Here is a 16,977-nt window from a genome sequence, read left to right as displayed (position 1 = left end):
CCTCCGTACGGCCACCGACGAATGTCTCCGAGGACATCCTTTCCGCACAGACGAGCGATGACCCGGCCGGCCGGCGGCCGTTTCCGCCTCTGTCTGGATACTGTCCAAGGTATCGGCGTGTCGCATGTGCTGGAGGCATATGCAACACGCATGAGTGACGTCGATTGTGTGGCAAAGTGCGGTCAGTACCCGGAAGCAATACACCCGGTGGCCGCACCGTCGGTCGGGCGGCCGGAGCGACGGCTCACGGAGTGCGCGGCCGTAGGAGCGCGGAGGACAGAACGGTCACCGCGATGAACAGCGCCAGGGGACCGAGAGGCATCAACGTGCGGGGACTCTCGCCGAGTTGATTGATGCAGTTGCCGACGGTGAGGAACCATCCGACCGTGCCGACGATCACGATCAGATACACCCGGCGTTCCCCCAACAGCCGCATGCCTGTCCACAACACGGCAGGCATGGCCAGCAGTGTGTTGACGATCGCCGCGGAGAACGCGGTGTCGCCCGAACCACCGAGATCGCCGCCCACGTTCGCGGCGGCCTCCTGCCACTGGGACAGCGACAGGCCGTCGGACAGCAACAGATGGGACAGGGCGGTGGCGATTATGGTCGCTATCAGCGCCTTACCGGCCCGTCGTACCACGTGCGTTGATTCCATGGCGTCACGATAGGGCGCAGCCGAGAACGCCCCGCGAGGGGACCGGATCCATGTCCCTCGCGGGAGGCCGTGACCGTGGCGCCGCACGGACCATGGCTCCGACTGCCCCGCGCGGTACCGATTCCACACCTATGCTCACGGCATGGAGCAGAGCGAAGTGGTGAAGCGTGTGGTGGGAATCCTCACGGAAGCGGGCGAGATCCGTCGGCTGCTCGAAGAGAACATCGACCGCGACGACATCGAAACCGACTCGACGGTGGTGACCGCCCTCCTGAACGAGACGATGCCCCGGATCACGATTCCCGAGGACGCCTCGATCGAGGAGGTCGCGACCCTCGTCGGCCGGGAGGTCGGCGGCGCCGTGGAACAGTTGGTCGGCGCGTTCACCCTGGCTTTCGCCATGCTGGCCCAGGTGCACGACTCCGGACAGACCGACGTGACCTCCGCCGACGTGCTCCAGGACCTGGCACTGCGAGCGGAACAACTCGGCTCCGGCGGGACGGAGGGCACGGATGCGTAGGACGACGGCCGCCGGAGTGGTGTCACGGCAGGGGAGGGACGAGTCGCGGACGGTTCGACCGAGGCGAATCCCAGGGTGCTGGCAGGTGCCCGTTCCTTTGAGCGCGGGCGTGGATACCTCCATGCGGTGACCAGGGTCGAGATCCGTGACACCCGGATCACCGCCACCGTCCACGGTGCGGAACGGTACGAGACGGAGCCGACCTCACCGGGCCGGGAGGCCCGAGCGGCGGACTCGGCTGCCCGTACGGCCCGGAGGTCCTGGAGACATCTGCTCGCGCTCGGTCCGACCGTGCCGGGCCCGGCACAAGAGCCTCCTGCGGGCGGCGGGGCGTCGACGACTCCGGCGGATGGTTCGGGGAGGCCGGTGCCTCCCCGGCCGACGCCGCCTCGACGCGTGCCGCGCCGCACGTTCAGGCCGGACCGGCACGCGCGTCGGCTGGTCACCCATGTGCTCGGCGACGCCGACGACTTCACCGCCGCCCATCCGCTCGACTGCGAGGACGCGTACTCGGTGAACCGGGGACGGCGGCCCTGCGGAAGCACACGGTCGCCGCGTGGCGGCGCCATCGCACCAGGCGGCATAGGGCTGCACACAGCTGCATACGACGGCACATACGCAAAGACCCCGGCCTCAGCGTTTTCGCTGACGAACGGGGTCTTCAGGCACTTCGATCGAAGTGCCCCCGGCAGGATTCGAACCTGCGCACACGGCTCCGGAGGCCGATGCTCTATCCCCTGAGCTACGGGGGCGTATCGCTGTGCTGCTCGGCGACGGGTGAAACACTACCAGCTTCCGCGGGGTGCCCGTGAACAGGTATTTCCGCGCTGCGGGGGAGGGCGTCGCGAGGGCCGGAGGCGAGTGGCGTGGAACCGTCGGCGTACATCCGGCCACCCCCGCACCACTCGTCCGGGGCCGGAAATGGGCAAAACCCGGACGCAGCCCCTACACCCCGCCTACTCTCGGAGTGTGTCAGGCGCGTGCGGCCGCGTGCTTGTTGTCGACGACAACAAGGTCATCCGGCAGTTGATCAGGGTCAATCTCGAGCTTGAGGGCTTCGAGGTCGTGACCGCGTCCGACGGTGTCGAGTGTCTGGATCTGGTGCATCGGGTCTGTCCCGATGTGATCACTCTCGACGTCGTCATGCCTCGGTTGGACGGTTTGCAGACCGCCACCAGACTGCGTTCCGATCCGCGGACCAGACATCTGCCGGTGGCGATCATCAGTGCCTGCACGCCCCACGAGGTGGACAGCGGCGTCGCCGCGGGGGTCGACGCCTTCCTGGCGAAGCCCTTCGAACCCAGCGAGATGGTGCGGCTCGTACGCCAGTTGGCGAACCGGCAGGACTCGCCTTCGGCCGACGACAGACGCGGTGCGGGAAAGGCGGAGAGCGCCGCCGGATGACCGCATGGCGAAACCGGGTCGCGGGGTGCCCCCCTTCCTCCCATACGCTGGTCCCGTGACCCCCGCCGATCTCTCCAGGGCCGTGCTGCACGCCGTGTGCCGCGCGGTCGACGAGGGCGCCCTGCGCGCGCCCGTGCCCGCGCGCGTGCGGGTGGAGCGGACCCGGCCCGGCGGGCGCGGGGACTACGCCTGTGCCGTCGCCCTCCAGCTCGCCCGGCCCGCCGAGCTGCCGGCGAGGGACGTGGCCGAGATAATCCGGGAGCGGGTGCCGGGCGTGCCGGGGGTCGGCGCGGTCGAGGTCACCGGGCCCGGCTTCCTGAACTTCGTCCCGATGGACGGCGACGACCGCCTCGGAGCACTCGTCGAGACCGTCCGCGAGCGCGGCGCGGCCTACGGGCACGGGAACGCGCTCGCCGGTACGACGGTCTCGTTCGCTGCCGTCGAGGAGGTGCGGGCGCTGGTCGTCACCGAGACCGTCGAGCGGCTGCTCGGCGCCCAGGGGGCGACCGTCGGGGCACGGACCGGGGGCGGGGAGGCGCTGCACGTGGCGCCGGTGGCCGCCGCCGACCGCGACCTCTTCGAGCGACTCGGGAACGACGCCGCGCGCTGGGCGCTGCTGCGACCCGCCCCGCACGACCGCCCCCGTGACACCGGGGGCGACGCACTGCTCGCGCAGCGGGAGGACAACCCGCTGTTCCGGGTGCGGTACGCGTACGCGCGGACCCGGGCACTGGGCCGGAACGCCGAGCGGCTCGGGTTCGACGCCGGGTACGAGGAGCGGGTGGACGCGCCGGTGCTCGGGTCGCTGCTCGCCGATCATCCGGACGTGCTCGCCGCCGCCGCCCGCCACCGCGAGCCCGACCGGGTCGCCCGGCAGCTGGAGGCGGTCGCGGGGGCGTTCTTCGACTTCCACGACGCCGCTGCGCCGCTCCCCGCCGGTGACGAGAAACCCTCGGCCGCCCACCGCTCCCGGCTCGCCCTCGCCGAAGCCGCCGGGACGGTGCTGGCCGGCGGCCTGTCCCTGCTCGGCATCAGCGCACCCGAAGTCCTCTGAGAGAACCGAGAGAGCAGAGCAACACCATGAGCCGATCCGCACACCCCGCCGGGCCCCGCCACGCCGACGTCCTGCCGGACGGGCACTACACCGCCCCGCCCGCCGACCTCAACGTGCTGGACCGCAAGGTCTGGTCCCGCACCGTCGCCCGGAACGCCGACGGCGCGGTCGCCGTCGGCGGGATCGAAGTCACCCGGCTCGCCGAGGAGTTCGGCACCCCCGCCTACTTCCTCGACGAGGCCGACTTCCGGGCCCGCTGCCGGGCCTGGGCCGACGCCTTCGGGCCGGACGCCGACGTGTTCTACGCCGGGAAGGCGTTCCTGTCGCGCGCGGTGGTGCGCTGGCTCACGGAGGAGGGACTCAACCTCGACGTCTGCTCCGGCGGGGAACTGACCTGCGCGCTGGAGGCCGGGATGCCCGCCGAGCGCATCGCCTTCCACGGCAACAACAAGACCACCGCCGAGATCGAGCGCGCGGTCACCGCCGGCGTCGGCCGGATCGTGCTCGACTCCTTCCAGGAGATCGCCCGGGTCGCGCACATCGCGCAGCGGCTCGGCAAGCGGCAGCGCGTACAGATCCGGGTGACCGTGGGCGTCGAGGCGCACACCCACGAGTTCATCGCCACCGCGCACGAGGACCAGAAGTTCGGGATCGCGCTGGCCGGGGGAGAGGCCGCCGAGGCGGTGCGCCGGGCGCTCACCCTCGACGGGCTGGAACTCATCGGCATCCACTCCCACATCGGCTCGCAGATCTTCGACATGGCCGGTTTCGAGGTCTCCGCCCGGCGCGTGGTGCAGCTGCTCGCCGAGGTGCGCGACGAGCACGGCGTCGAGCTGCCCGAGATCGACCTGGGCGGCGGCCTCGGGATCGCGTACACCTCCGAGGACGATCCGCGCGAGCCGCACGAGATCGCCAAGGCGCTCGGCGACATCGTCACCCGTGAGTGCGAGGCGGCCGGGCTCGCCACCCCGCGGATCTCCGTCGAACCCGGGCGCGCCATCGTCGGTCCCACCGCCTTCACGCTGTACGAGGTCGGCACCATCAAGCCCCTGGAGGGGCTGCGCACCTACGTCAGCGTCGACGGCGGCATGTCCGACAACATCCGCACCGCGCTCTACGACGCCGAGTACAGCGTGGCGCTGGTCTCGCGCACCTCCGACGCCGAACCGATGCTCGTCCGGGTCGTCGGCAAGCACTGCGAGAGCGGCGACATCGTGGTCAGGGACGCGTTCCTGCCGTCCGACCTGGCGCCCGGCGACCTGATCGCCGTGCCCGCCACCGGCGCGTACTGCCGCTCCATGGCGAGCAACTACAACCATGCCCTGCGCCCGCCCGTCGTCGCCGTGCGCGACGGGGAGGCGCGTGTGATCGTCAGGCGCGAGACGGAGGAAGATCTCCTGCGTCTCGATGTCGGCTGATGAAATAGATGTCTCAGGATCCGGACGTATGGCAGAAAGTCCCGTCCGGTGAGTGAGACTGGTCCGGATACCAGAAGTAAAGGAATCGAGGTCGGATGATGCGTACGCGTCCGCTGAAGGTGGCGCTGCTGGGCTGCGGAGTGGTCGGCTCAGAGGTGGCGCGCATCATGACGACGCACGCCGACGACCTCGCCGCGCGCATCGGCGCGCCGGTCGAGCTCGCCGGCGTCGCCGTGCGTCGGCCCTCCAAGGTGCGCGAGGGCATCGACCCCGCGCTGATCACCACCGATGCGACGGCCCTGGTCAAACGGGGCGACATCGACGTCGTCATCGAGGTCATCGGAGGCATCGAGCCCGCCCGCACGCTCATCACCACCGCCTTCGAGCACGGTGCGAGCGTCGTCTCGGCCAACAAGGCATTGCTCGCCGAGGACGGCGCCGCCCTGCACGCCGCGGCCGAGCAGCACGGCAGGGACCTCTACTACGAGGCCGCGGTGGCCGGGGCCATCCCGCTGGTCCGGCCACTGCGCGAGTCGCTCGCCGGGGACAAGGTCAACCGGGTCCTGGGCATCGTGAACGGCACGACCAACTTCATCCTCGACCGGATGGACACCAGCGGCGCCGGATACTCCGAGGCGCTCGACGAGGCCACCGCGCTCGGCTACGCGGAGGCCGACCCCACCGCCGACGTGGAGGGCTTCGACGCCGCCGCCAAGGCCGCGATCCTTGCCGGTATCGCCTTCCACACCCGGGTCCGGATCGGCGACGTGCACCGCGAGGGCATCACCGAGGTGACCGCCGCCGACATCGTCTCCGCGCGCCGCATGGGCTGCACCGTCAAGCTCCTCGCGATCTGCGAGCGCGCCGCCGACGGAAACTCCGTCACCGCCCGGGTGCACCCCGCGATGATCCCGCTGAGCCACCCGCTGGCCTCCGTCCGCGAGGCGTACAACGCCGTCTTCGTCGAGGCCGAGGCGGCCGGTCAGCTGATGTTCTACGGGCCGGGCGCCGGCGGCTCGCCGACCGCCTCCGCGGTCCTCGGCGACCTGGTCGCGGTCTGCCGCAACAAGCTCAACGAGGCCACCGGCCCCGGTGAGTCCGCGTACACGCGCCTGCCGGTCAGCCCCATGGGCGATGTCGTCACGCGCTATCACATCAGCCTCGACGTGGCCGACAGACCAGGCGTGCTCGCCCAGGTCGCGACGGTCTTCGCCGAACAGGGCGTGTCGATCGACACGGTCCGCCAGCAGAGCAGGAACGCGAGCGGCGCCGACGCTGCCGCCGCCGCGCAGGACGGCGGCGAGGCCTCCCTCGTCGTCGTCACCCACCGCGCGCCCGACGCCGCCCTCTCGGCGACCGTCGAGGCGCTGCGCAAGCTCGACACCGTGCGCGGTGTCGCCAGCATCATGCGTGTTGAAGGGGAGTAAGGACCCATGACCAGCAAGGGCACCCACCAGTGGCGCGGCATCATCGAGGAGTACCGGGACCGCCTCCCGGTCACGGACACGACGCCGGTCGTCACACTCCGTGAGGGCGGGACGCCGCTCGTCCCCGCCCAGGTCCTCTCCGAGCGCACGGGCTGCGAGGTACACCTCAAGGTCGAGGGCGCCAACCCGACCGGCTCCTTCAAGGACCGGGGCATGACGATGGCGATCACCCGGGCCAAGGAGGAGGGCGCACGGGCCGTCATCTGTGCCTCCACCGGCAACACCTCCGCCTCCGCCGCGGCGTACGCGGTGCGGGCCGGCATGGTCTGCGCCGTCCTCGTCCCGCAGGGCAAGATCGCGCTCGGCAAGATGGGGCAGGCGCTCGTGCACGGCGCCAGGATCCTCCAGGTCGACGGCAATTTCGACGACTGCCTCACGCTGGCCCGCTCGCTCTCGGACAACTACCCGGTGGCGCTGGTCAATTCGGTCAACCCGGCCCGTATCGAGGGCCAGAAGACCGCCGCGTTCGAGATCGTCGACGCCCTCGGCGACGCCCCGGACATCCATGTCCTCCCGGTCGGCAACGCGGGCAACATCACCGCGTACTGGAAGGGGTACAAGGAGTACGCCGGGGACGGCATGGCCACGCACACCCCGCGCATGTGGGGCTTCCAGGCGTCCGGCTCGGCCCCCATCGTGCGCGGCGAGGTCGTCAAGGACCCGTCGACCGTCGCCACCGCGATCCGGATCGGCAACCCCGCCTCCTGGCAGTTCGCGCTGAACGCCCGGGACGAGTCGGGCGGTTTCATCGACGAGGTGACGGACCGCCAGATTCTGTCCGCCTACCGGCTGTTGGCCTCCCAGGAGGGTGTCTTCGTGGAGCCCGCGTCGGCCGCGTCCGTCGCCGGTCTGCTGAAGGCGGCCGAGCAGGGCAAGGTCGACCCGGGGCAGAAGATCGTCTGCACGGTCACCGGCAACGGTCTCAAGGACCCCGACTGGGCCGTCGCGGGTGCTCCGCAGCCGGTCACGGTCCCGGTCGACGCGGCGGCGGCCGCCGAGCGGCTCGGCCTCGTGTAGCACCCCCGTCCGGCCGGGGCGGGGTCCGGGCGCGGGACCGCCGCGACGGCGGCGGCTCCGCGACGGACCGCAAGGGCGTTCGGCCGGAGCGCGGACCGCACCGGCGGGAGCGGGTCCGGCCGCCGGGCCCCGTCGGCGGCCGGGCCGTCCGCCCTCGTGCGGAAACCCGCCCCAGTCGGGCAGGAACCCAGCTCAACCGTCCCTTTTCGGGGCGGAGAGCGCATAGGAGGCGGGCGACACGCATCGTGCGCCTCCTGTGCGCCCTATGTCGCCACAGAACCTTCCTTCGATAAGCTGTGGTCAACCCGCCCGCCGCATATGCCGCGGTGCAAGGGCCGTCGCGGCCGTCGGTTTCCCCAGGAACCCCACTCCCCGCCGCCCGCGACTTCGGGTACCGCCGAGAAAACGCACCACCACCCCCGCTGTCTCACAAGGAGAGTCGTCCGACCGATGGCCCCTCCCGCCTTCCGCGCCGCCGCCGTCCGGGTGCGCGTCCCCGCGACCAGCGCCAACCTGGGCCCGGGGTTCGACGCCTTCGGCCTCTCGCTGGGGCTGTACGACGACGTCGTCGTCCGCGTGGCCGACTCCGGACTGCACATCGACATCGCCGGTGAGGGCGCCGACACCCTGCCCCGCGACGAGCGGCATCTTCTCGTGCGCTCCCTGCGCACCGCCTTCGACCTGCTCGGCGGGCAGCCGCGCGGCCTGGAAATCGTGTGCGCCAACCGCATCCCGCACGGACGCGGTCTCGGCTCCTCCTCCGCCGCCATCTGCGCCGGCATCGTCGCCGCCCGCGCCGTGACGACCGGCGGCGACTCCCGGCTCGACGACGCCGCTCTGCTGGACCTCGCCACCGAGATCGAGGGGCACCCGGACAACGTCGCCGCCTGCCTGCTCGGCGGATTCACCCTTGCGTGGATGGACGGCGGATCCGCCCGCGCGATCAGGATGGATCCCGCGGATTCCATCGTTCCGGTGGTTTTCGTCCCCGATCGGCCGGTCCTGACGGAGACCGCCCGCGGACTGCTGCCCCGTACGGTCCCGCACGTCGACGCGGCCTTCAACGCCGGCCGGGCCGCGCTCCTCGTCGAGGCCCTGACCAGCCATCCCGAGCTGCTGCTCACCGCCACCGAGGACCGGCTCCACCAGGAATACCGCGCCCCGGCGATGCCGCAGAGCGCGGAACTCGTGAACCGACTGCGTGCCGAGGGCGTGCCCGCGGTCATCTCCGGTGCCGGGCCGACCGTGCTCGCACTTGCCGAGGACGGTGAGGCCGACAAGGTCGCACGACTGGCGGGCGAGGGATGGGCCGCCAACCGGCTCGCGCTCGACGCCCCGGGCGCGAGTGTGCTGCCGCTCGCCCCGTAGCCGAGAAGTGATTGCCGGTGCGTGAGAGGGGGAATGTTTGTTGGAGCCGGTAGTGTTAACCTCAAGTCTGCAATCGACGTCCATGAGGCGCGTTGCTTCGTGTCCCTTTCCGGGACCACCATTTCTCCGGGAGCCTCCTCAACTGCCTGAGCAGCCCGCCTGAGCAGTTTCGTGCACGCTCCGGAACCGGCACGACACCCCTCGCTCGTTCAGGAGTGGGCCGAGCAGGGGGATGCTCGCGCCGGACCCTTGCACACTTTCATCTCTCCGCCGTACCCGGCGGACCACCGCCCCGGCACGGTCCGCAAGAAGACAGACCGCAGTCGGACAGCACAACCGGTCGCCGAGCCAGAAGGCCGACGTCCGCTCCAGGGAAGGACCCTTCGTGAGCGACACCACCGATCTGATGGGCGTGACTGCCGACAAGACCGTCGACAGCGCCGCGCCCGCCGAAGGTGCTGCCACTGGCACCACCACACGGCGCCGCCGCTCCGGCACCGGCCTTGACGGCATGGTCCTGGCCGAGCTGCAGCAGGTCGCGTCCGGCCTCGGTATCAAGGGCACCGCGCGGATGCGCAAGGGCCAGCTGATCGAGGTCATCAAGGAGGCGCAGGCGGGCAACGCCGCGCCCAAGGCCGCCGCGGATGCCGAGACCAAGCCGAAGCGACGTGCCACGTCCAAGGCGCGCACCGGTGAGGAGTCCGCGGCCGCGTCCGCGCCCGCCGAGAAGGCCGCCGCCCAGCAGCAGATCGACATCCCCGGTCAGCCGGCCAGTGACGAGCAGCCCGCGGGCGAGCGTCGTCGGCGTCGCGCCACGGCCCAGGCGGGAAGCCCGGAGTCCAAGGCGGACAGCAAGCCCGCCGCGGAGGCCAAGGCCCAGCCGCAGGCCGACGCCAAGAGCGCCGAGCCGAAGGGCGAGGACCGCACCGACGCCAAGGCCGACTCCGCCGACACGGCCGAGGGCCGTCGCGGTGACCGCCAGGAGCGTGGCCAGCGCGGCGACCGCCAGGAGCGCGGCGAGCGCGGGGAGCGCCGCGACCGTCAGCGCGACCGCCGGGGCAAGGGCGACGACCAGGGCGGCGGCCAGGGCAGTGGTCAGGGACAGCCGGGCGGCCAGCGTCAGCAGCGCCAGGCCGGCCCGCAGGACGACGGCTACGACGACGAGGCGGGCGGTCGCCGCGGTCGTCGCGGCAGGTACCGCGACCGTCGCGGCCGGCGCGGCCGCGACGACTTCGCGGGCGAGGTCCAGGTCTCCGAGGACGACGTCCTGATCCCCGTCGCGGGCATCCTGGACATCCTCGACAACTACGCGTTCATCCGGACCTCCGGCTACCTGCCGGGCCCGAACGACGTGTACGTCTCGCTCGCGCAGGTCCGCAAGAACGGCCTGCGCAAGGGCGACCACGTCACCGGTGCGGTGCGTCAGCCCAAGGACGGCGAGCGGCGCGAGAAGTTCAACGCCCTGGTCCGCCTCGACTCGGTGAACGGCATGGCGCCCGAAACCGGCCGCGGCCGACCGGAGTTCCAGAAGCTGACCCCGCTCTACCCGCAGGACCGGCTCCGTCTGGAGACCGACTCCAATGTGCTGACGACGCGGATCATCGACCTGGTCGCGCCGATCGGCAAGGGGCAGCGCGGTCTGATCGTGGCCCCGCCGAAGACCGGCAAGACCATGATCCTCCAGGCGATCGCCAACGCGATCACGGTCAACAGCCCCGAGTGCCACCTGATGGTCGTCCTTGTCGACGAGCGTCCGGAAGAGGTCACCGACATGCAGCGGTCGGTGAAGGGCGAGGTCATCTCCTCGACCTTCGACCGCCCCGCCGAGGACCACACCACCGTCGCCGAACTGGCCATCGAGCGCGCCAAGCGTCTCGTCGAGCTGGGCCACGACGTGGTCGTCCTGCTGGACTCGATCACCCGTCTCGGCCGCGCGTACAACCTCGCGGCCCCCGCCTCCGGCCGCATCCTGTCCGGTGGTGTCGACTCGACCGCGCTGTACCCGCCGAAGCGCTTCTTCGGTGCCGCGCGCAACATCGAGGACGGCGGCTCGCTGACCATCCTGGCCACCGCGCTCGTCGAGACCGGCTCGCGCATGGACGAGGTGATCTTCGAGGAGTTCAAGGGCACCGGCAACATGGAGCTCAAGCTCGACCGGAAGCTCTCGGACAAGCGCATCTTCCCGGCGGTGGACGTCGACGCGTCCAGCACCCGCAAGGAGGAAATCCTGCTCGGCAGCGAGGAGTTGGGCATCGTCTGGAAGCTGCGCCGGGTGCTGCACGCGCTCGACCAGCAGCAGGCGATCGAGCTCCTCCTGGACCGGATGAAGAAGACCCAGTCCAACGCGGAGTTCCTGCTCCAGATCCAGAAGACGACGCCGGCCCCGGGCAACGGCAACGACTGACGTCGCGCCCGGAGCGGCAGGATCACAGGGCCGCCCCCGTCACCTTCGTGGTGACGGGGGCGGCCCTGTTCCGTGGACCGACGGGCGATTCGGCCCGTCGCCGTCGAATCTCCGCCGAACCGAGACCTTCGCCACACCGCCGCGCGGCGGAGCTGCCTCGGCGCGATGGCCGCAATGGGCAAGAAACCGCAGGTGAGTGCGGTGCCACCGCCCGTCCGGCGCCGCGCGGTGCCCCATGGGCGGGCACGCGGTACTCACGCGGATGTGACGGAACGCTGTGCAACCCTTCTTCATGCCGCGACGTCGTACGAAGTGGCGACAAGCCGTCGAAGTATCGACAAGCCGCCGAAGTGGCCACAAGCCGTCGAAGCCGACCAAACCGGTGCGCGCACGCCGCTGCCGGGGATGGCGGACAGCCGGGAGAAGCCGAGGACCGAAGGAGAAGGATGAGCGGGCAGAAGGGGAGCGGTGCCCGAATACGCCCCACCGGCAGACGCCGGAAGAAGCCTTCCCGTCGCCGTCGCGTGACGGTGGTCGCCGCCTGGACACTGGCGGGTGCCGTGGTCCTCGGCGGCGGCGGACTCACCCTCGCCTACCTCAGACTCAACGGCAACCTCAAGGCCGTCGACATCAACGCGGCGCTCGGCAAGGACCGTCCGGGCAAGGTCGACAACGGCTCCCAGAACATCCTCGTGCTCGGCTCGGACTCGCGCTCCGGCGCCAACGCCGCGTACGGCGCCGACGACGGAGGGGCCCGTTCCGACACCGCGATGGTCGTGCACGTCGACAAGGGCCACCGGACGGCCTCCGTCGTCTCCATCCCGCGCGACACCCTCATCACCCGCCCCGCGTGCGTCAGCGACACCGACGGGCGGACCGTCGCGGGGCAGTCGCGCGCCATGTTCAACACCGCGTACGAGGTCGGCGGACCGGCCTGCGCGGTGAAGACCGTCGAATCCATGTCCGGTATCCGCATGGACCACTACCTCGAAGTCGACTTCACCGGATTCAAGAAACTCATCGACGAACTGGGCGGTGTGGAGATCACCACCACCGCGGCGATCCACGACGCCAAGAGCCATCTGGACCTCGAACCCGGCACCCATGTCCTGGACGGCGAGCAGTCGTTGGGCCTCGTCCGTACCCGCAAGAGCGTCGGCGACGGCAGTGACCTCGGCCGCATCCAGCTCCAGCAGGCCTTCGTCAAGGCGCTGATGGAACAGGTGAGGACCGTTGGGGTGTTCTCCAACCCGAAGAAGCTGTTCGACCTCGCGGACGCCGCGACCAAGGCCGTCACCACCGACTCCGACCTGGGCTCGGTCACGCAGCTCACCGGCTTCGCGAACGGCCTCAAGGGGCTCGGCGCGAAGAACGTCCACATGGTCACCCTGCCCGTGCGGTACGACCCGGTCGACCCGAACCGCGTCGTCCCGCTGGAGGATTCCGCCCGGCAGGTCTGGGACGCGCTCGCGCGGGACGAGCCGATACCGGCCTCCGCCACCGAGAAGTCGGCGGGCGACAAGGGCGCCGCGGGCGGCGTCGTCAGGTGAGGTGCGCGCCGCCGCACGCGCGGACCCCGCGCCACGCGTGACGCACCGCGACGGACCGTCGCGACCGGTGACACCCGGATGCCCCGGAGGGCGCCGGGAATAGCTGGGCCCCGCCCCCGGTTTTGGGAGATGCGGCCGGTCCTGGCAGACTGGTACGTCGGCCCCGGTTCACGGACGCGCATCCCGCGCGTGCGACCCGGTGCCCTCCCGAACCTAGGAGAAACCCTTGAAGCGCGACATTCACCCCGAGTACGTCGAGACGCAGGTCAGCTGCACCTGTGGCGCGTCGTTCACCACCCGGAGCACCATCGACGGCGGCACCATCCGCGCCGAAGTCTGCTCCGAGTGCCACCCGTTCTACACGGGCAAGCAGAAGATCCTCGACACCGGTGGCCGCGTGGCCCGCTTCGAGGCCCGCTTCGGCAAGGCTGCCGGCTCCGCCAGCAAGTAGCGAGCCACTGCGCCGGTTCTCGGCGCCCTCTTTCCCGGGGGCGCCGAGGCCGGCGTTTTTCGGACTCGGGGCACGGACGACGTCCCCGCGTCCCAGCCCGGACGGCATCACGTCGCCCAGCAGGCACGTTCGAGTGAAGGAACCAGGAGCCCGAAGATGTTCGAGGCGGTCGAGGAACTGATCGGCGAGCAGGCCGATCTTGAGAAGAAGCTCGCGGACCCGGCGGTCCACGCCGACCAGGCCAACGCGCGCCGGCTCAACAAGCGCTACGCCGAGCTGACCCCGATCGTGGCCGCGTACCGCTCCTGGAAGCAGGCCGGCGACGACATCGAGACGGCCCGCGAGTTCGCCGCCACCGACCCCGACTTCGCCGCCGAGGTCAAGGACCTGGAGCAGCAGCGCGAGGAGCTCACCGAGAAGCTCCGCCTCCTGCTGGTCCCGCGCGACCCCAGCGACGACAAGGACGTGCTCCTGGAGATCAAGGCGGGCGCGGGCGGCGACGAGTCGGCCCTGTTCGCCGGCGACCTGCTGCGGATGTATCTGCGCTACGCCGAGCGCGTCGGCTGGAAGACCGAGATCATCGACTCCACCGAGTCCGAGCTCGGCGGCTACAAGGACGTCCAGGTCGCCGTGAAGACCAAGGGCGGCAACGGCGCCACCGAGCCCGGCCAGGGCGTCTGGGCACGGCTGAAGTACGAGGGAGGCGTGCACCGCGTGCAGCGGGTGCCGTCCACCGAGTCCCAGGGCCGCATCCACACCTCCGCCGCCGGTGTGCTCGTCACCCCCGAGGCCGAGGAGGTCGACATCGAGATCCACGCCAACGACCTCCGCATCGACGTCTACCGCTCCTCGGGCCCCGGCGGCCAGTCCGTCAACACCACGGACTCCGCGGTCCGCATCACCCACCTGCCGACCGGTGTCGTCGCCTCCTGCCAGAACGAGAAGAGCCAGCTCCAGAACAAGGAGCAGGCCATGCGCATCCTGCGTTCCCGGCTCCTCGCGGCAGCCCAGGAGGCCGCCGAGCAGGAGGCGTCGGACGTGCGTCGCAGCCAGGTGCGCACCGTCGACCGTTCCGAGAAGATCCGCACATACAACTTCCCGGAAAACCGGATCTCGGACCACCGCGTCGGCTTCAAGGCGTACAACTTGGACCAGGTGCTCGACGGCGACCTGGACACCGTGATCCAGGCGTGCGTCGACGCCGACTCCGCAGCCAAGCTCGCCGCCGCGTAGTCAGGTGACCGGAACGGCCCGCCGGGCGCCGCGCCTCGGCGGACCCCTCCGGATCACCGCCCCGGGACCGTCCGCACCCAACGGCCGGTCCGAGCCAAGCCCGCCCCGCCCGTAACCCCGTACGGAGTACGCGATGAACCTGCTGCTCGCCGAGGTGGCCCAGGCCACCCAGCGGCTGGCCGACGCCGGTGTGCCCTCACCGCGATTCGACGCGGAGGAGCTCGCCGCGTTCGTGCACGGCGTCAAGCGGGGCGAGCTGCACCGTGTGCCGGACGCCGACTTCGACGCCCGCTACTGGGAGGCCGTCGCCCGCCGCGAGGCCCGCGAACCGCTCCAGCACATCACCGGCCGCGCCTTCTTCCGCTATCTGGAACTCCAGGTCGGACCCGGTGTCTTCGTGCCCCGCCCGGAGACCGAATCGGTCGTCGGCTGGGCGATAGACGCGGTGCGCGCGATGGACGTCGTCGAGCCGACCGTCGTCGACCTGTGCAGTGGATCGGGCGCCATCGCCCTGGCCATGGCCCAGGAGGTGCCCCGCTCCCGGGTGCACGCCGTGGAACTCTCCGACGACGCCCTGAAGTGGACCAGGAGGAACGCCGAGGGATCCAGGGTCACCGTCCACCACGGAGACGCCCTTACCGCGCTGCCCGAGCTCGACGGCCAGGTCGACCTGGTCATCTCCAACCCGCCGTACATCCCGCTCACCGAATGGGAGTACGTGGCGCCCGAGGCCCGCGACCACGACCCGGAGATGGCCCTCTTCTCCGGCGAGGACGGCCTCGACACCATCCGGGGCATCGAGCGCACCGCCCACCGTCTGCTGCGCCCCGGCGGCCTCGTCGTCATCGAGCACGCCGACACCCAGGGCGGCCAGGTGCCGTGGATCTTCACCGAGGAACGGGGCTGGGCCGATGCGGCCGACCACCCCGACCTGAACAACCGGCCGCGTTTCGCCACGGCCCGCAAGGCCATGCCGTGACCGGCGGCCCCCACCCGCACGCCCCGCACCCGCCATACCCGTACACGCTTGAGGAGGCCGGCTGATGGCACGGCGATACGACTGCAACGACGCGACCGACCGCATCACGGGGCTGCGCGAGGCCACGTCGGCCGTACGCCGCGGCGAACTCGTCGTGCTGCCCACGGACACCGTCTACGGCGTCGGCGCGGACGCCTTCAGCTCCGAGGGCGTCGCCGACCTGCTGGCCGCCAAGGGCCGCGGCCGCAACATGCCGACACCGGTCCTGATCGGTTCCCCGAACACGCTGCACGGCCTGGTCACCGACTTCTCCGAGCAGGCGTGGGAGCTCGTCGACGCCTTCTGGCCCGGCGCCCTCACCCTCGTCGCCAAGCACCAGCCGTCGCTCCAGTGGGACCTCGGGGACACCCGCGGAACCGTCGCCATCCGCATGCCGCTGCACCCGGTCGCCATCGAACTGCTCACCGAGTTCGGCCCGATGGCGGTCTCCAGCGCCAACCTCACCGGGCACCCGGCCCCCGAGGACTGCGACGCCGCCCAGGAGATGCTCGGCGACTCCGTCTCCGTCTACCTCGACGGCGGACCGACACCCGGCATCGTGCCGTCGTCCATCATCGACGTGACCGGCAAGATCCCCGTGCTGCTGCGCGCCGGCGCACTCACGGTCGAGGAGCTCCGCAAGGTGGTACCCGACCTTGAGGTGGCGAATTGACCGTCCCCGAGGGGCGTGGCATAGCGGCGCGGACCGACACCTTCCGCATCCTCCACGTCAGCACCGGCAACGTCTGCCGCTCACCGATCACCGAGCGGCTGACCCGGCACGCCCTGGTGGACCGCCTCGGCGATCCGCTGCAGGGCGGACTGATCGTGGAGAGCGCGGGGACCTGGGGCCACGAGGGGGCCCCCATGGAGGACAACGCCGAGGTCGTCCTCGCCGACTTCGGCGCCGACCCCACCGGCTTCGTCGGCCGGGAGCTGCTCGACGAGCACGTGATCCGCGCCGACCTGGTGCTCACCGCCACCCGCGACCACCGGGCGCAGGTCATCTCGATGGGCCACTCGGCCGGTCTGCGGACCTTCACGCTCAAGGAGTTCACCCGGCTGGTCCGCGCCATAGACCCGGCCACCCTGCCCGACCCGCTCGACGAGGGCGTCGTCGAGCGCGCCCGCGCACTGGTCCGGGCCGCCGCCGCGCTGCGCGGCTGGCTGCTCGCGCCCACCGCCGAGGCCGACGAGGTGTACGACCCCTACGGTGCCCCGATCACGTTCTTCCGCTCCATCGGCGACGAGATCAACCAGGCCCTGGACCCGGTCGTCACCGCGCTGACCGGCGTGCCGGCCCCGCACTGACCGGCGCCGTACCCGCGACCTCGGCCGAAGCCGCCGGGCGCCGCCCCGGAGGCCGCACGCGAACGGGGTGAGGGGCAGGGCCCA

General features: G+C 71.2%; 15 protein-coding genes and 1 tRNA gene. 14 read left to right on the top strand and 2 right to left on the bottom strand.

The window, feature by feature from the left end; genetic code table 11:
* Window positions 1-244 precede the first annotated feature (244 nt).
* Window positions 245-658 carry a hypothetical protein gene (locus ACF1CT_RS01985; protein WP_391781789.1) on the bottom strand — a complete coding sequence of 138 codons (414 nt, stop codon included), beginning with the start codon at window positions 656-658 and terminating at the stop codon, window positions 245-247.
* 142 nt (window positions 659-800) lie between these two features.
* Here ACF1CT_RS01985 and ACF1CT_RS01980 point away from each other — a divergent pair, with 142 nt between their 5' ends.
* Window positions 801-1,178, top strand: coding sequence for a hypothetical protein (locus ACF1CT_RS01980; protein ID WP_391781788.1), 378 nt, complete (start codon window positions 801-803; stop codon window positions 1,176-1,178).
* 680 nt (window positions 1,179-1,858) lie between these two features.
* On the opposite strand, the gene ACF1CT_RS01975 is transcribed toward ACF1CT_RS01980, so the two are convergent.
* Window positions 1,859-1,930: transfer RNA gene (locus tag ACF1CT_RS01975), tRNA-Arg, on the bottom strand.
* A gap of 169 nt (window positions 1,931-2,099) precedes the next feature.
* Between ACF1CT_RS01975 and ACF1CT_RS01970 the strand changes: the two genes are divergently transcribed.
* The 13 genes from ACF1CT_RS01970 to ACF1CT_RS01910 all read left to right on the top strand — a co-directional run bounded on the left by ACF1CT_RS01970 (window position 2,100) and on the right by ACF1CT_RS01910 (window position 16,893).
* Window positions 2,100-2,582: a response regulator gene (locus ACF1CT_RS01970; protein WP_391781787.1), complete on the top strand. Its 483-nt coding sequence runs from the start codon at window positions 2,100-2,102 to the stop codon at window positions 2,580-2,582.
* Between the two features lie 55 nt (window positions 2,583-2,637).
* The gene (nrtL, locus tag ACF1CT_RS01965) at window positions 2,638-3,636 is read left to right on the top strand and encodes an ArgS-related anticodon-binding protein NrtL (protein ID WP_391781786.1); all 999 of its coding nucleotides are present in this window, start codon (window positions 2,638-2,640) and stop codon (window positions 3,634-3,636) included.
* Window positions 3,637-3,662: 26 nt separating this feature from the next.
* Window positions 3,663-5,054 carry a diaminopimelate decarboxylase gene (lysA, locus tag ACF1CT_RS01960; RefSeq protein WP_391781785.1) on the top strand — a complete coding sequence of 464 codons (1,392 nt, stop codon included), beginning with the start codon at window positions 3,663-3,665 and terminating at the stop codon, window positions 5,052-5,054.
* Window positions 5,055-5,149: 95 nt separating this feature from the next.
* On the top strand, window positions 5,150-6,481 hold the full coding sequence (locus ACF1CT_RS01955) for a homoserine dehydrogenase (protein WP_391781784.1): 1,332 nt from the start codon (window positions 5,150-5,152) through the stop codon (window positions 6,479-6,481).
* Between the two features lie 6 nt (window positions 6,482-6,487).
* Entirely contained in the window at window positions 6,488-7,558 is a 1,071-nt protein-coding gene (gene thrC / locus ACF1CT_RS01950) for a threonine synthase (RefSeq protein WP_391781783.1), read from the top strand.
* 450 nt (window positions 7,559-8,008) lie between these two features.
* Window positions 8,009-8,926, top strand: a complete 918-nt coding sequence (gene thrB, locus ACF1CT_RS01945) for a homoserine kinase (protein WP_391781782.1) — start codon at window positions 8,009-8,011, stop codon at window positions 8,924-8,926.
* A gap of 385 nt (window positions 8,927-9,311) precedes the next feature.
* Window positions 9,312-11,330 (top strand): transcription termination factor Rho, encoded by a 2,019-nt coding sequence (gene rho, locus ACF1CT_RS01940; protein ID WP_391781781.1) that lies wholly within the window; start codon window positions 9,312-9,314, stop codon window positions 11,328-11,330.
* 446 nt (window positions 11,331-11,776) lie between these two features.
* On the top strand, window positions 11,777-12,880 hold the full coding sequence (locus ACF1CT_RS01935; RefSeq protein ID WP_391781780.1) for an LCP family protein: 1,104 nt from the start codon (window positions 11,777-11,779) through the stop codon (window positions 12,878-12,880).
* Between the two features lie 226 nt (window positions 12,881-13,106).
* Window positions 13,107-13,331 carry a 50S ribosomal protein L31 gene (gene rpmE, locus ACF1CT_RS01930; protein ID WP_376234244.1) on the top strand — a complete coding sequence of 75 codons (225 nt, stop codon included), beginning with the start codon at window positions 13,107-13,109 and terminating at the stop codon, window positions 13,329-13,331.
* 156 nt (window positions 13,332-13,487) lie between these two features.
* Window positions 13,488-14,564 (top strand): peptide chain release factor 1, encoded by a 1,077-nt coding sequence (prfA, locus tag ACF1CT_RS01925; protein WP_391781779.1) that lies wholly within the window; start codon window positions 13,488-13,490, stop codon window positions 14,562-14,564.
* A 133-nt stretch (window positions 14,565-14,697) separates the two neighbouring features.
* Entirely contained in the window at window positions 14,698-15,543 is an 846-nt protein-coding gene (gene prmC, locus ACF1CT_RS01920) for a peptide chain release factor N(5)-glutamine methyltransferase (protein ID WP_391781778.1), read from the top strand.
* Window positions 15,544-15,607: 64 nt separating this feature from the next.
* A complete protein-coding gene (locus tag ACF1CT_RS01915) occupies window positions 15,608-16,255 on the top strand; it encodes an L-threonylcarbamoyladenylate synthase (protein WP_391781777.1) in 648 nt (215 codons plus the stop codon).
* Window positions 16,252-16,893, top strand: a complete 642-nt coding sequence (locus ACF1CT_RS01910; RefSeq protein ID WP_391781776.1) for a protein-tyrosine-phosphatase — start codon at window positions 16,252-16,254, stop codon at window positions 16,891-16,893. The genes ACF1CT_RS01915 and ACF1CT_RS01910 overlap by 4 nt, the downstream gene beginning before the upstream one ends.
* Window positions 16,894-16,977 lie beyond the last annotated feature (84 nt).

The organism is Streptomyces sp. NPDC014734 (assembly GCF_043083325.1).
Taxonomy (GTDB): domain Bacteria; phylum Actinomycetota; class Actinomycetes; order Streptomycetales; family Streptomycetaceae; genus Streptomyces.
The sequence above is the reverse complement of the archived record's forward strand: the minus strand, read 5'-3'. Positions and strand labels throughout refer to the sequence as shown.